The organism is Nocardioides sp. Leaf374 (genome assembly GCF_916862475.1).
Taxonomy (GTDB): domain Bacteria; phylum Actinomycetota; class Actinomycetes; order Propionibacteriales; family Nocardioidaceae; genus Nocardioides; species Nocardioides kribbensis.
Genome location: NZ_CAKASO010000009.1, coordinates 1 through 13315, shown reverse-complemented (window position 1 = coordinate 13315; position 13315 = coordinate 1). Strand labels below are relative to the sequence as shown.

The 13315-nt window shown below is 74.8% G+C and carries 12 protein-coding genes; 10 read left to right on the top strand and 2 right to left on the bottom strand.

Translation table 11 applies throughout. The annotated features are described in order from the left end of the window. Positions 1–6: 6 nt before the first annotated feature. Together LPA27_RS06225 and LPA27_RS06220 are read right to left on the bottom strand one after the other, a co-directional pair. A complete protein-coding gene (locus tag LPA27_RS06225; protein WP_228941895.1) occupies positions 7–570 on the bottom strand; it encodes a DUF1003 domain-containing protein in 564 nt (187 codons plus the stop codon). Next, positions 563–1834 (bottom strand): magnesium transporter MgtE N-terminal domain-containing protein, encoded by a 1272-nt coding sequence (locus LPA27_RS06220; protein WP_193661215.1) that lies wholly within the window; start codon positions 1832–1834, stop codon positions 563–565. Before LPA27_RS06220 ends, LPA27_RS06225 begins: the two co-directional genes overlap by 8 nt. A 51-nt stretch (positions 1835–1885) precedes the next feature. On the opposite strand from LPA27_RS06220, the gene LPA27_RS06215 reads away from it, so the two are divergent. The 10 genes from LPA27_RS06215 to LPA27_RS06170 all read left to right on the top strand — a co-directional run bounded on the left by LPA27_RS06215 (position 1886) and on the right by LPA27_RS06170 (position 13315). After that, the gene (locus LPA27_RS06215) at positions 1886–3025 is read left to right on the top strand and encodes a sulfotransferase domain-containing protein (RefSeq protein ID WP_228941894.1); all 1140 of its coding nucleotides are present in this window, start codon (positions 1886–1888) and stop codon (positions 3023–3025) included. A 118-nt stretch (positions 3026–3143) separates the two neighbouring features. After that, positions 3144–4232 (top strand): hypothetical protein, encoded by a 1089-nt coding sequence (locus LPA27_RS06210; RefSeq protein WP_228941893.1) that lies wholly within the window; start codon positions 3144–3146, stop codon positions 4230–4232. A gap of 25 nt (positions 4233–4257) precedes the next feature. Next, entirely contained in the window at positions 4258–4677 is a 420-nt protein-coding gene (locus LPA27_RS06205) for a hypothetical protein (RefSeq protein WP_228941892.1), read from the top strand. Positions 4678–4746: 69 nt separating this feature from the next. Then, positions 4747–6072, top strand: coding sequence for a phospholipase D-like domain-containing protein (locus LPA27_RS06200; RefSeq protein ID WP_228941891.1), 1326 nt, complete (start codon positions 4747–4749; stop codon positions 6070–6072). A 131-nt stretch (positions 6073–6203) separates the two neighbouring features. Continuing rightward, a complete protein-coding gene (locus LPA27_RS06195; RefSeq protein WP_228941890.1) occupies positions 6204–8186 on the top strand; it encodes an endonuclease/exonuclease/phosphatase family protein in 1983 nt (660 codons plus the stop codon). A gap of 52 nt (positions 8187–8238) precedes the next feature. Beyond that, positions 8239–9318, top strand: coding sequence for a hypothetical protein (locus tag LPA27_RS06190; RefSeq protein WP_228941889.1), 1080 nt, complete (start codon positions 8239–8241; stop codon positions 9316–9318). Next, positions 9318–10316 carry a glycosyltransferase family 2 protein gene (locus LPA27_RS06185; protein WP_228941888.1) on the top strand — a complete coding sequence of 333 codons (999 nt, stop codon included), beginning with the start codon at positions 9318–9320 and terminating at the stop codon, positions 10314–10316. Before LPA27_RS06190 ends, LPA27_RS06185 begins: the two co-directional genes overlap by 1 nt. A 67-nt stretch (positions 10317–10383) precedes the next feature. Beyond that, complete coding sequence (locus LPA27_RS06180; protein ID WP_228941887.1) at positions 10384–11970, top strand: class I SAM-dependent methyltransferase; 1587 nt, start codon at positions 10384–10386, stop codon at positions 11968–11970. Continuing rightward, the gene (locus LPA27_RS06175; protein WP_056863985.1) at positions 11967–12266 is read left to right on the top strand and encodes a DUF6752 domain-containing protein; all 300 of its coding nucleotides are present in this window, start codon (positions 11967–11969) and stop codon (positions 12264–12266) included. Before LPA27_RS06180 ends, LPA27_RS06175 begins: the two co-directional genes overlap by 4 nt. Then, positions 12263–13315, top strand: coding sequence for a hypothetical protein (locus LPA27_RS06170; RefSeq protein ID WP_228941886.1), 1053 nt, complete (start codon positions 12263–12265; stop codon positions 13313–13315). Before LPA27_RS06175 ends, LPA27_RS06170 begins: the two co-directional genes overlap by 4 nt.

Here is a 13315-nt window from a genome sequence, read left to right as displayed (position 1 = left end):
CCGATCCTAGGCGAGGGGTGGTGCGGGACGGTCGTCGCCCGCCACCCGGTCGCCGGGCCGCTCGCCGGGCCGCTCCCCGGCCCGGTCGCCGGCCCGGTCCTCGAGCTCGTGCAGCAGCGAGCGCAGCTCCGAGCGCAGGAAGTCGCGGGTGGCGACCTCTCCCACCGACATCCGCAGCGAGGCGACCTCGCGGGCGAGGAACTCCATGTCGGCGTGGGCGCGCGCGTTGGCCTGCCGGTCCTGCTCGGCGACGACCTTGTCGCGCGTCTCCTGGCGGTTCTGCGCCAGCAGGATCAGCGGTGCGGCGTAGGAGGCCTGGAGGCTGAGCATCAGGGTGAGGAAGATGAAGGGGTAGTCGTCCCAGCGCAGCTCGGCGGGCGCCAGCAGGTTCCACACCACCCACACCACGACGAAGAGCGTCATGTAGATCAGGAACTTCGCGGTGCCCATGAAGCGGGCGAACTGCTCGGCGAAGACCCCGAAGGTGTCGGAGTCGTAGGACGGGCGCCGCACCAGCTGGCGGCGGGTCTCGGTGGGGGTGTCGAGACGCGCGCGACGGCTCTCAGCCACGAGCGACCCCCCGGCGACGTCGCGGCCGCAGGCCCTGGTCGCGCCAGTTCTCCGGCAGCATGTGGTCGAGCAGGTCGTCGACCGTCACCGCGCCGAGCAGGTGACCGTTCTCGTCGACGACGGGCGCCGCCACCAGGTTGTAGGTCGCCAGGTGGGCCGCCACCTGGTCGATGGTGGCCTCCGGGGGCAGGGTCTCCATCGAGTCGTCGAGGGCTCCCGCGACGAGGGTCGAGGGGGGCTCGCGCAGCAGCCGCTGGATGTGGGCCACCCCCAGGAAGCGGCCGGTCGGCGTCTCCAGCGGCTGACGGCACACGTAGACGAGGGCGGCCAGCGACGGCGTGAGGTCGGGGTTGCGCACGTGGGCCAGCGCGTCGGCGATCGTCGCGTCGGGCCCGAGGATCACCGGCTCGGGCGTCATCATCGCCCCCGCGGTGTCCTCGACGTACGACATGAGGCGCCGCACGTCCTCGGCCTCGTCGGGCTCCATCAGCTCCAGCAGGGTGGCCGCGGTCTCCGGCGGCAGCTCGGCGATCAGGTCGGCGGCGTCGTCGGGCGACATCTCCTCGAGCACGTCGGCGGCGCGCTCGTCGCCGAGGTGGCTGAGGATCTCGACCTGGTCCTCCTCCGGGAGCTCCTCGAGCACGTCGGCGAGGCGCTCGTCGTCGAGGGCGGCGACCACCGCCGAGCGGCGCTCGACGGGCAGCTCGTGGATCATCGTGGCCGCGTCTGCGGGTCGCAGCTCGTTGAGCGCGGCGACGAGGTGCGTCGCGCCCTGGGCCTCCTCGCGCAGCGTGAGGCCCTCGACGTCGCGCCACTCCACGACGTGGGTCTGACCCTTGCGGCGCAGGGCCTTGGCCGGCTCCTGCACCGCCACCCGACACAGCACCCAGTCGCGGTTGCGGGCCTGCTCCATCGCCACGTCGTAGACCGTGCCGGTGACCCCGGAGCCGGCGATGCGCACGGTCTTGTCGAGCATCTGGCCCATGACGAGGGTCTCGGTGGAGCGCTGCTCGAAGCGGCGCATGTTGAGCAGCCCGGTGGTGTAGACCTGGCCGCTGTCGATGTGGGTCACCCGGGTCATCGGCACGAAGATCCGGCGCCGGCCGAAGACCTCGACGACCAGGCCCAGCACGCGCGGCTGGCTGGTCTCCGAGCGCACCGACACCACGAGGTCGCGCACCTTGCCGACCTGGTCGCCCTGGGGGTCGAAGATCGGCAGCCCGACGAGGCGGGCGGCGTAGACGCGGGAGGGGGCGGAGCTCACAGGAGGAGGCTAGTGCCCCGGTCGGGGTCGGGGCGGTGGCAGCATGGGCGGGTGCCTCCCGAGCAGCCCCGCGATCCCCGGTCGGCCCGCCCGGGCGGTGGCAGGGTCGTGCTCCACGTGGGCCTGCCCAAGACCGGCACGACCTGGCTGCAGGCCCTGCTCGCCGCGCACCGCGACGAGCTGCGGGCCGGTGGCGTGGTCTACCCCTTCGTCCGGCCGGGGGCGATGTTCCACGGCGCCGTCGAGGTGAGGGGGAGCCGGGCCCGGTTCGGGCTCGCCGCCGAGCAGGTCGAGGGCGCGTGGGCTGCGGTCTGCGCCCGCGCGGGGGAGTTCCTCGACGCCGGTGGCCGCACCGCGGTGATCAGCCACGAGGTGCTGGGGGGAGCGGCGCCCGACCAGGTGGAGCGGGCGCTCGCACCGCTGGCCGGGCGGGAGGTGCACGTGGTCGTCACCGCCCGCGACCTCGGCCGTCAGGCCACGGCGCACTGGCAGGAGGAGGTCAAGCTCGGCGCCACCTGGTCCTTCGCCGACCTCGAGCGCGAGCAGCTGCGCGCCGACACCGGCCGCGAGCCCGCCGGCCCCGACGACGGCGGGTCGCGTCCCCACTTCTGGCACGCCCAGGACCTCGTCGGCGCGCTGCAGCGCTGGACCGCGCGGCTGGGGCCCGACCGCGGACACCTGGTCCTCTGCCCACCGCCGGGGGCGCCGGCCGCCGTGCTGTGGGAGCGCTTCGCCGAGGCGGCCGGGGTCGACCCCGCACTGGTCGACCCCGGGCTGTCGCTGCCGGGCAACGCCTCGCTGGGCGCGCCCGAGACCGCGCTCCTGCGGGCGGTCAACCGGGCCCTGGGCGACCGTCTCGATCCCCGCGCCCGCGCCCGCGTCGTGAAGCAGGGGTACGCCGAGGGCGAGCTGGCCGCCACCGGCTCGGCGCGGCCGCTGGCACCGGCCGGGCTGGCCGAGGTGCTCGTGCCCGCCACCCGGGCCTGGCTCGACGAGGTCGCGGCGGCGGGCTGGTCGGTGCACGGCGACCCGGCCGACCTCGACCCGGTGCTGGCCCGCCCCGGCGACCCGACGCCCGACGTGGAGGCCGTCCCCGGCGTCGACCCGGCCGCGGTGGCGCAGCGGCTCCTCGACGCCGCGGGCGCAGCCGGGGAGGTCGCCGTGCGCCCTCGGCGCCGGTGGTGGCGCTGACCCGCGCCGCGGGGCGGCGGCGCGGTCGAGCCGCGGTGCTACGGTGCTCCCGCGCCAGATCGGCTCCATCTCCCCGGGAGGCCCGTTGAGCAGTCGAGTCGTGCTCCACGTGGGGACGATGAAGTCCGGGACGAGCTACGTGCAGTCCATCCTCGGCGGCCACAAGCAGGAGCTGCTCGCCTCGGGTGCCGAGTTCGTCGGCGGCTTCGGCGTCCAGACCCGCGCGGTGCGCCGCATGTTGCGCCTTCCCGAGGCCCCGCGGCGCAACCGGGCCCGGTGGCTCGACCTCGCGGCCCGGGTCCACGCCTCGCCGGCGGAGGTGTCGGTGGTCTCGATGGAGTTCCTCGGCTTCGCCACCGCGGCCCAGGTCGAGGAGCTGGTGAGCCCCCTGCGCGGGCTCGAGGTGAGCGTCGTCGTGACCGTGCGCGACCAGCTGCGCGCCGTGGCCGCCCAGTGGCAGACCTTCACCCGCAACCAGGGCAAGGACGACTGGGCCAGCTACCTGCGACTCATCGAGGACCCCGAGGGCGGCTCGCGGGCCCACCGGGTCTTCCACCGGGCCCAGGACGTGCCGGTCGTGGTGGCGCGGTGGGGCGACCACCCGGCCGTGGCCGGCGTCGGGCTGGTGACCGTGCCGGGCCACGCGCCCGCCTCGGAGCTGTGGCGGCGCTTCGCCACCGCCGCGGGGCTCGACGCCTCGATCGCGGACCCGTCGGTGGCCCGGCGCAACGACTCGCTCGGCTACGCCTCCTGCGACGTGCTGCGCCGCGCCAACACCCTGCTCACAGGGCTGCCCGGGCCGGTCTACCGCGCGCTCGTGCGGGAGGCGGCGCTCGGCCCGCTCGGGGCGCTGCGCGCCCTGGAGGAGCGTCCGGTCCTCGACCGCACGGCCGCCGCGGCCGCCGCCCGGCGCAACGCCGACATCCGGGCGCTCGTCACCGGCGGGCGCGTCGCCCTGACGGGCGACCTCGAGGACCTCCCGGTCGACGCCGACCCGTCCGAGTACCCCGACGCCGTCAGCCCGCCCGACCCGGCCCACGTGCTGCGTGCCGCCCGGGCCCTGCGCGAGCACGCGCGGTCCGCGCTGGTCGCCGCGACGGGGGCCGGGTCGGTCGACCCGCCCGACCCGCCCGGCCCGGGAGACGAGGTCGACCGGCTCGTGGCCGAGTCGGCGGCCCTGCTGCGCGCCGTGGCCGGGACCCGGTGACCCGGACATGCTTTACCCTGCTGGGGTGAGCGACCGCGGACGACGACGCCGGGCCCTCGTGCCGTCGGCAGGGGCCCTCCTCGTCGTGCTCCTCGCCGGCTGCGGGTCCGACGGCGGCTCGGCCGGCCCGGCCGAGCAGGCCACCGACCCGTCTGCCTCGCCCTCCACCTCGTCCTCCACCTCGTCCTCCACGTCGCCCTCCGGCTCGGGCCTCCCGGAGTGCGACGCGGTCTGGGTGGCGGGCCAGGACCTGCCACGCGGCTACGCCGGGTGCGTGCAGGACGGTCGGGTCGAGGAGCCGGAGCGCCGTCGCTGCGAGTTCGGCCAGACCATCGTGGAGCACGCGGGCCGGTTCTACGCCGTCCCCGGCAACGTCGTCAACGAGACCGAGAGCCTCGCGCAGAGCCCCGAGTACCGTCGGGCCCTGCGCAGCTGCCAAGGCTGATCAAGGGTGCGAACGCCTGCCGTCGGCAGGCGAACGACCCGCCACCGCGGGTCGGGAAATGGAGCAAGGATGTTTGTACGCCGGATGCTGGTGGGCGCCCTCGTGGGCCTGCCGCTGCTGCTGAGCGGTGCGGTCGCCGTGCCGAGCCAGGCCGCGCCCAGCGCCACCGCCGCGTCGGTCGAGGTGTCGTCGGTCGACCGCTACGCGTCGGCCTCGGGCCCGTCGCGGCAGCGGGCGGGCGGCTACACCGTGCCCCAGGGACTGCTCTTCAACAACCCCCTCAACGACCGGTCCCACGTCATCAACAAGCACATCCGCGAGGCGATCGCCCGCACGCCCGCGGGCGAGCGGATCCGGATGATCACGTGGAACTTCAAGAGCGAGCTCTTCGTGCGCTCGCTGCGCGCCGCGCACCAGCGCGGCGTCAGCGTCCGCGTCATCATGTCGGGCGGTCTGGCCGCCCAGCAGCAGCCCGACGGGTCCTACCGGACGCTCAAGCGGGCTCTCGCGGTCGGCAACAAGTCCCGCAAGGCGGGCATGCGCAGCTGGTTCCGGGTCTGCAACAACTCCTGCCGCGGCAAGGCCGGCACGGGCATCGTGCACTCGAAGTTCTTCCTCTTCAGCAAGGTGGGGAAGTCGCGACACGTCGTGATGCAGGGCTCCGGCAACCTCACCGAGTCGGCGGCCAACAACCAGTGGGACGACCTCATCACGCTCGCCGGGCGGGAGAAGACCTACCGGGGCTACGAGCGCATCTTCACGCAGGCCTCGCGCGACAAGCTGCACCGCCCGACGTTCGACACCTTCGCCGAGGGTGACTACCGCTCGTGGTTCTACCCGCGCCTGGGCCGCTCCGACCAGGTCGTGGACATGCTCGGCAAGACCCGGTGCAAGAACGTGCGGAAGGGCTTCGGCATCAACGGCCGGACCCAGATCCGGATCATGCAGTCGGTCTTCAATGGCCTGCGCGGCGAGGCGGTCGCCCGGGCGATCCGCCAGAAGTACAACGCCGGGTGCAACATCCGCATCAACTACTCGGTGATGACGCCCAACGTCCGCGACATCCTGGGTCCCGTGCCGCGGCGCCACATCGTGCAGGACCCCGACGGCGACGGCGTCTACGACCGCTACCTGCACATCAAGTCGATCGCCATCAGCGGCAACTACGGCGGCAGCCGTGGCGACCGGATCGTGCTCAACGGCTCGGCGAACTGGTCGGGCTCGAGCCTGAAGTCCGACGAGCAGGGCATGATCATCACGCGCGACGGCATCGTGCGCCAGTACATCTCCTGGGCCAACACGCTGTTCGCCAACCCGCCTGCCAGCCGGGTCGTGGCCGGTCGTGCGGCCACCGACGTCGATCCCTACGCCAAGGCGTGGCTGCTGACGCAGTGATGTCTGCGACGTCTGTGACGTGAGTGACGAGCGGGGCGCACGAGACGCGTCGCGTGATCACGGGACGTGGGGGACCGGGGGAGGTTAGCCTTCCCCGGTCCCCCCTCCTCTTCCCCGAGTCGGAGCACGTCATGCGCCTACTTCCGCGCCCGCACGCCCTCACCGGCGCTCTGGCTGCCCTCGTCGTCCTCGTGGCCACCGTGCTGGCCGGGGTCGGCACGGTGGCCGGGGCCGCGGAGAAGCCGCGGTCCGCAGGCGCCTCGTCGAGGTCGGCCGCGGCCACCGTCGCCGACGCACCGGCCCGCCGGGCGCCCGCCGTACGCCGGGTCGCCGCCGGCGGCGAGCACTCCTGCGAGATCCGCGGCGACCGCACCCTGTGGTGCTGGGGACGCAACACCTACGGGCAGCTCGGCCTCGACCGCACCGGCCCCGGCACCGCGATCCCCGAGCAGGTCGGGGGCTCGACCGCGTGGGCCACGGTGTCGGCCGGCGGCGCCTCGACGTGCGCCACCCGCACCGACGCGAGCCTGTGGTGCTGGGGTGTCAACCACCGCGGTCAGCTGGGCGGCGGCACCCGCGACGTGCGCCTGGAGCCGGCCCGGGTGGCCGGCAGGCAGTGGAAGCAGGTCTCGACGGGCTGGTTCCACACCTGCGCGACCCGCGCCGACAGCACCCTGTGGTGCTGGGGCGACGACTCCGCCGGTCAGCTGGGCGTCGCCGGTGACCAAGACCGGACCACCCCCACCCGGGTGCCGGGGAAGGACTGGAAGCGGGTCTCGGTCAACGGCTGGTCGACCTGCGCGGTCAAGGGCGACGGCTCGCTGTGGTGCTGGGGTCGCAACCTCTTCGGGCAGCTCGGCGTGGGCGACAACCGTGACCGTGCTGAGCCGACCCGCGTCGGCACCGGCACCACGTGGAGCGGGGTGTCGGTCTCGTGGACCCACGCCTGCGCCCGCACCGGCGCCGGTGCGGTGAGCTGCTGGGGCCGCGGCGACCAGGGCCAGCTCGGCACGGGCGCCCTCGCCGGGTCCACCTCGCCGGTCGCGGTGTCCGGTGGCCACGTCGCCAAGCGGGTGGCCGTGGGCGAGGGAAGCTCCTGCCTGATCGACGACGCGCAGCGACGGTGGTGCTGGGGCTCCGACGTCTACGGCCAGCTCGGTGACGGCTCCGCGCCCGGTGGGAGCAGCCCGGTGCCGGTCGTCGGCCCCGGCACCTACACCGACCTCAGCCTGGGCTGGCTGCACGGGTGCGCCCGCACGAGCGAGGGCCAGCGCGCCTGCGTCGGCAACGACGAGCGCGGCCAGACCTCCGTGCCCGGGACCGCCGCGCGGCAGGCTCCGAGCACGAGCCCGACGACGGTGACGCGCCGTGAGGGGCCGCTCAGCTTCCGCATCGCCACCTTCAACACCGTCGGCAACGGCCACACCCGGCCCTACGCCCACGACGACCAGCTGGCCCCCGCGCGCATGCGCGCGGAGTGGACCGCCCGGGCGCTGCGCACCCTCGACGCCGACGTCGTCGGCGTGCAGGAGCAGACCGCCGAGCAGCTCGCGGCGATCCTCGCCGCCGGCGAGGGCGAGTACGCCAGCTTCCAGACCCCGGCGTCCGGCGACCTGGGTGTCGAGTCGGCCCTGCTGTGGCGGCGCGACGTGTGGAAGCCGGTCGAGCGCACCGTCATCCGGACCCAGTTCATCAGCCGCGAACTCGACCGGCCGGTCGTGCTCCTCGAGCACCGCGCCACGGGGCGACGCATCTGGGTGATGGCCGTCCACAACGCGCCCTGGGAGTACCAGGCCAAGCGGGACAAGGCCGTGCGCGCCCAACTGGCCCGGATCAACGAGCTCGAGGCCACCGGCGTGCCCGTCTTCTACGTGGGCGACATGAACGAGAAGGAGACCATCGTCTGCAAGGTCATGGCCGGCACCACCCTGCGCAGCGCGACCGGAGGGCGCTACGCCGACGGCCGCTGCACCCCGCCGCGCGGCACGATGCGCGTGGACTGGCTCTTCGGTCCCGGCGACGCGACCTGGGACGGGTATGCTCCGAGCCGCATCCCGCTGGTGAGGCTGGCGACGGATCACTGGGTGCCGGTCTCCCGCGTCACGCTTCCCTGACGCTCCCGTCCGGCCGGTGCCCCACCCGACGACCTCTCGGAGGAGCATGCCCATGGCGCGACGACTGGTGCTGCACATCGGCTCGATGAAGTCCGGCACGAGTTTCGTCCAGAACGTCCTGGGCCACCACCGGGAGCGTCTCGCCGAGTCGGGCGTGCTCTTCGCCGGCAGCCGCTGGCGCGAGCAGGTGAAGGCCGTGCGGGAGCTGATCGAGCGCGGCGGGCCGGGCCAGCGCCCGATGCCGGTCGACGGGTCCTGGGCCGCCGTCGTCGAGGACGCCAGCCGCTGGGAGGGCACCGCAGTCGTCTCGATGGAGTTCCTCGGCCCGCGCAGCGAGGCCAAGATCGAGCAGATCCTCGCCGCCTTCCCCGACACCACCGTCGAGGCGGTGATGACGTGTCGCGACCTGTCGCGCAACATCCCGGCGATGTGGCTGGAGTCGATGCAGAACGGCTCGTCGGCGACCTGGCCCGACTTCCTGGCGGCCGTGCGCGACCGCGACAGGGACTCCCCGATCGCGCGCAACTTCTGGCGCCACCAGGACCTCCCGGTCATCGCGGAGCGCTGGGCGCGGGTGCTCGGCGAGGGCCGACTCACCCTGGTCACGGTGCCGCCCTCGGGCGCGCCCCACGACCTGCTCTGGCGGCGCTTCGCCGAGGTGCTCGGCGTCGACCCCTCGGGCTACGACCTCGAGGTGCGGTCCAACCGCTCCATCGGTCCGGCCACGGCCATGGTGCTGCGCCGCCTCAACGAGAAGATGGTGGTGGACGGAGCGGTCCCGCAGGGCTACGACCGGTTCGTGAAGCACTCCCTGGCCAAGCGCGGTCTCGTGGCCCGCACCCCCCTCGAGCCCCGGCTGGGCCTGGACGAGGAGTGGGTGCGCGAGGAGGCGCACGCGCAGGTCGAGCGCCTCGCCGGCGCCGGGCACCGCGTGGTGGGCGACCTCGAGGACCTCCGGCCGGTGCGGGTGCCGGGCGTGCACACCGACGAGATCTCCGCCGAGGACCAGCTGGCCGCCGCCGTCGACGGGCTCGAGCTGCTCGTGCGCGAGTGGGGCCAGAGCGAGCGCAAGCAGCGCCGTGCGGCGCGCCGGCAGGGCCCCGGGCCGGCCGGTCGGGGGGAGGAGGACTGATGGCGCTGCTGCGCCGCCGCTCCTCGGGGTCCGCGGACCCGTCGGACCCCTCGCGCCCGCCCCCGGCGCCGGAGGACCCCGCCGACCCCGCCGACCTCTCCTACCTGGTGTCGGCCGCCCCCGAGGGCGAGCTGCCGAGCGTGGCGGTGATGACCATGGCCCGCGACGAGGGCGCGATGCTGGGGCGCTGGGTGCGTCACTACGCCGCCCAGGTCGGCGCCGAGCACGTCTACGTGGTCGACGACCAGACGACCGACGGGTCCACCGACGACCTGGCCGGGCCGGTGCTGCGGATCCCCCCGCTGCGCAAGCGCGGCTTCGAGCCGTCGCGGATGGAGGTCATGGCGGGGCTCTCGGCCGGGCTGCTCGCGGCCTACGACGCGGTGGTGTTCTGCGACACCGACGAGTTCATCGTGCCCGACCCCGACCACCACGCCTCGCTGCTCCACTACGTCGCGGCGCGGCCCGGGCGGCAGGCGGTGGGCGTCACGGCCCTCAACGTCGTCCACGACGTCTCCCGCGAGGGGCCGCTGCGCGACGACGCCCCCGTGCTCTCGCAGCGCGCGCTGGCCAAGTTCGCGCCCCTCATGTGCAAGCCGAGCCTGAAGTGGGTGCCCGCGCGCTGGGCCCACGCCTCCCACGGCATCGAGTGCCCCTACGCGGTCGACCCGGAGCTGTTCATGTTCCACCTCAAGTTCGCCGACCGCGACCACCTGGCCGACGCCGCGGCCAAGCGGCACGCGGCGTTCCGCGACGACGGCCGCGCAGCGCGCACCAGCTGGGAGCGCCCGGCCGACGAGATGGTCGACCTGCTCGACGAGATCACCGCCGACATCGACCTCGAGCAGGTCGAGCGCTTCCGTCCGCGACCGGCGCGCCTCGAGCGCATCGTGCAGCGCCAGGGCGCGATGTGGCGCGCGACCGGCGCCGGGCAGGTGCAGGCGATGCGCAGCCAGCCGCTGGTGCGCGTGCCCCGGCGGTTCCGCGACCTCGTGTGAGCCGACGTCGCGGGGGCGCCCGCGACTGGTAGGTTCGCCGTTCCACGACGGGGGAGGGAGTACGACGGTGCCACGGCTGCCCGAGGTCGTCGACGTCGATCGTGCGGGCCTCCTGCTCGGCGACAGCGACGACGTCCTCCTCGACGTGCTCCTCGACGGTCGTCGGGTGTGGTCCCTGTGGACCGAGCGGGTCGCGGGGCGCACGCCCTCGCCCTCGGGGCCGCCCGGTGCGGTCGCGGTGCCCTGGCCGCGCGAGCTGGCCCAGGCCCTCGACGGGCCCGTGCGGATGACGGTCTCCTGCGGCGAGACCGTGCTGCTGGACCGCGAGGTCGTGATGGGGCCCGGCCCCGACCGTGTGCGCCTGGTCGACCGGGAGGGCCGCGACCTCGTCGTCGACAACCACGGCCGGCTCGCGGTCGCCTTCGGCGACCAGGGGGAGGAGGCGACCGCGCTCCTCCTCGACGCCACGGCCCGGCTCCTCGCCGACCTCGAGGAGGCCGGCGTGGAGCCCTTCGTGGCCTACGGCACCCTGCTCGGCGCCGTGCGCGAGGGCAGCTTCGTCGGGCACGACAACGACGTCGACCTGGCCTACCTCAGCTCCCACGAGCACCCGGTGGACGTGATCCTCGAGTCCTACCGGGTCCAGCGTCACCTCATCCGCGCCGGCCACGACACCACCCGCTACAGCGGGGCCGCCTTCCGCGTCGACCTGACCGTCTCCGACGGCACCCGCCGCACCATCGACGTCTTCGCCGGCGCCCTCGTCGAGGGTCACCTCATGCTCATGGGCGAGCTGTGGGTGCCCTACGACCGCTCCGCGCTGCTGCCGCGGAGCTCGGTGGTCCTCGAGGGGCGTTCGCTGCCGGCCCCGGCCGACCCGGAGGCCCTCCTGGCGGCGACCTACGGCCCCTCCTGGCGACGACCCGACCCCGCCTTCGCCTACGCGCCCCCGGCGGCCACGACCCGCCGTCTCGACGGCTGGTTCCGCGGCACCCGCGCGGCGCGCAACCACTGGGACCGGCGCTACTCCGACGCGGTCCACCACGGCCCGGTCCGCAAGCCGCACGACCTGGCCCGCCTGCTGCACCGGCGCGAGGCGGAGGACTGCGAGGTCGTCGACGTGGGCTGCGGGCGCGGTCAGGACGCCGTGTGGCTGGCCCGGCGTGGTCACCCGGTGCTGGGGCTGGACTTCTCACCCAACGGGTTCGCCCGGCTCCACGCCCGCTCGCAGGAGGAGGGGTGGGGCGCCGACTTCGCCTCGATGAACCTGCTCGAGCTGCGTCAGGTCATGCTCTGGGGCGCGCGCCTGGCCCGTCGCGAGGGCCCCCGGGCCCTCCTCGCGCGTCATGTCGCCGACGCCACCAGCGACCGTGGCCGACGCCACCTGTGGCGCCTGGCCGAGATGGCGCTGTCCGGCGGCGGGCGCCTCTACCTCGAGTTCGTGCTGCCGCCGGCCGACCCGCCCCTGCCGCAGCACCTGCTGCTGCACGGCCTCGAGCCCGACCAGGTGCGCTCGGAGGTCCTCGCACGCGGCGCACGCGTCGTGGAGGAGGCGGCCGTGGACGTCACGCACACCGGTCAGCCGCCCGCCGGCGGCATCGAGGACGAGACCCCGCTGCGGGGGTACCGCATGGTGATGGAGTGGAGAGCATGAACGCACCCGACGAACGCCCCGACCCCGGGCCGGCCGGCCCGGTCGACCGGCTGCGCCGGCTGGCCCCCGGCCTGCGCTCGCGCCCGGCCGTCGCCAGCGAGGGCCCCGACGGGCTCGAGGCCCTGCGGGCACGCGTCGCGGACCTCGAGGAGGAGGTGGGCGAGCTGCGCCGGCTCAACCTCCGCCTGGCCGAGCTGACCGACGTCGTCCAGGAGCTCCTGCTGCCCCTGGCCTCCAGCGACCCGGCCCGGGCGCAGGAGGTGCTCGACCGGTACTCCGCCGAGCTCGGCAGATGAGCCGTCGGGCCTTCCTGCACATCGGCCTGCCCAAGACGGGCACCAGCTACCTGCAGGCCGGGTGGTGGTCGCACCGCGCCGCGCTGCTGGAGGCGGGGCTGCTGCTCCCCGGGCGGGCCAAGCGTGACCACCTGCTGAGCTCGCTGGTCGTGCGCGAGGACCCTGGCGTACGCCGGCGCGGGCCCGGCGCGGCCGAGGCCTGGGACGTCGTCCTCGCCGACACGGCCGCCCACAGCGGCGACGTGCTGGTCTCGCACGAGTTCTTCTGCGCCGCCAGCGCCGCCCAGGCGCGCCGCGCGGTGGAGGCCCTGCCGGCCGACGAGGTCCACGTGGTCGTCACCGCCCGCGAGCCGCTCTCGCTCTTCGCGTCGAGCTGGCAGGAGCACCTGAAGAACCGCGGCACGACGGCCCTGGCCGACTACGGACGAGGCGAGTCCGAGGACCCTCGCGACGTCTGGGACTGGCGTGCCCTCGACCTCGGGCTGGTGCTGGAGCGCTGGGGCGGTGCGGTGCCTGCGGAGCGGGTGCACGTGCTCCCCGTGCCGGGACGCGACCAGCCGCGGGAGGACCTGTGGCACCGCTTCGCCGCGCTGCTGGACCTCGACCCCGCGGTGGTCGACACCAGCGGACGCTTCGCCAACACCGGCATGGGGGTCGTCGAGGCCGAGACCCTGCGACGGGTCAACGCCGCGCTGAGCGGTCCCTGGGGTGCCCAGGACCGGGGGAGGTGGCTGCGCAGCCACCTCGCCGACCAGCTGCTCGCGCCCCGCGCGGGCGAGCCCTTCTGGCCCGGCGAGGACCAGGTCGCCGACTGCCGCGCCCGCGGGCTGCGGGCGGTGGCGGCGGTGCGCGCGGGCGGCTACGACGTCCGTGGCGACCTCGACTCGCTGCTCGTGCCCGACGTCGTGCCGCCGCGTCGCCACCCCGACTCCGTGACCGACGCCGAGGTCGCCGAGGTCGCCGTCGCGCTGGTCGCCGATCTCGTCGGCGAGCTGCGCGACCGCGCGGCGGGCGCCGCCGACCGTTTGTCGAGGCCGGTTCCGGGGTAG

Coding starts and splice junctions, on each gene's coding strand:
- LPA27_RS06210 (WP_228941893.1), top strand. CDS start 3,144: ATGAAGTCCGGGACGAGCTACGTGCAGTCCATCCTCGGCGGCCACAAG.
- LPA27_RS06200 (WP_228941891.1), top strand. CDS start 4,747: ATGTTTGTACGCCGGATGCTGGTGGGCGCCCTCGTGGGCCTGCCGCTG.
- LPA27_RS06195 (WP_228941890.1), top strand. CDS start 6,204: ATGCGCCTACTTCCGCGCCCGCACGCCCTCACCGGCGCTCTGGCTGCC.
- LPA27_RS06190 (WP_228941889.1), top strand. CDS start 8,239: ATGGCGCGACGACTGGTGCTGCACATCGGCTCGATGAAGTCCGGCACG.
- LPA27_RS06185 (WP_228941888.1), top strand. CDS start 9,318: ATGGCGCTGCTGCGCCGCCGCTCCTCGGGGTCCGCGGACCCGTCGGAC.
- LPA27_RS06175 (WP_056863985.1), top strand. CDS start 11,967: ATGAACGCACCCGACGAACGCCCCGACCCCGGGCCGGCCGGCCCGGTC.
- LPA27_RS06170 (WP_228941886.1), top strand. CDS start 12,263: ATGAGCCGTCGGGCCTTCCTGCACATCGGCCTGCCCAAGACGGGCACC.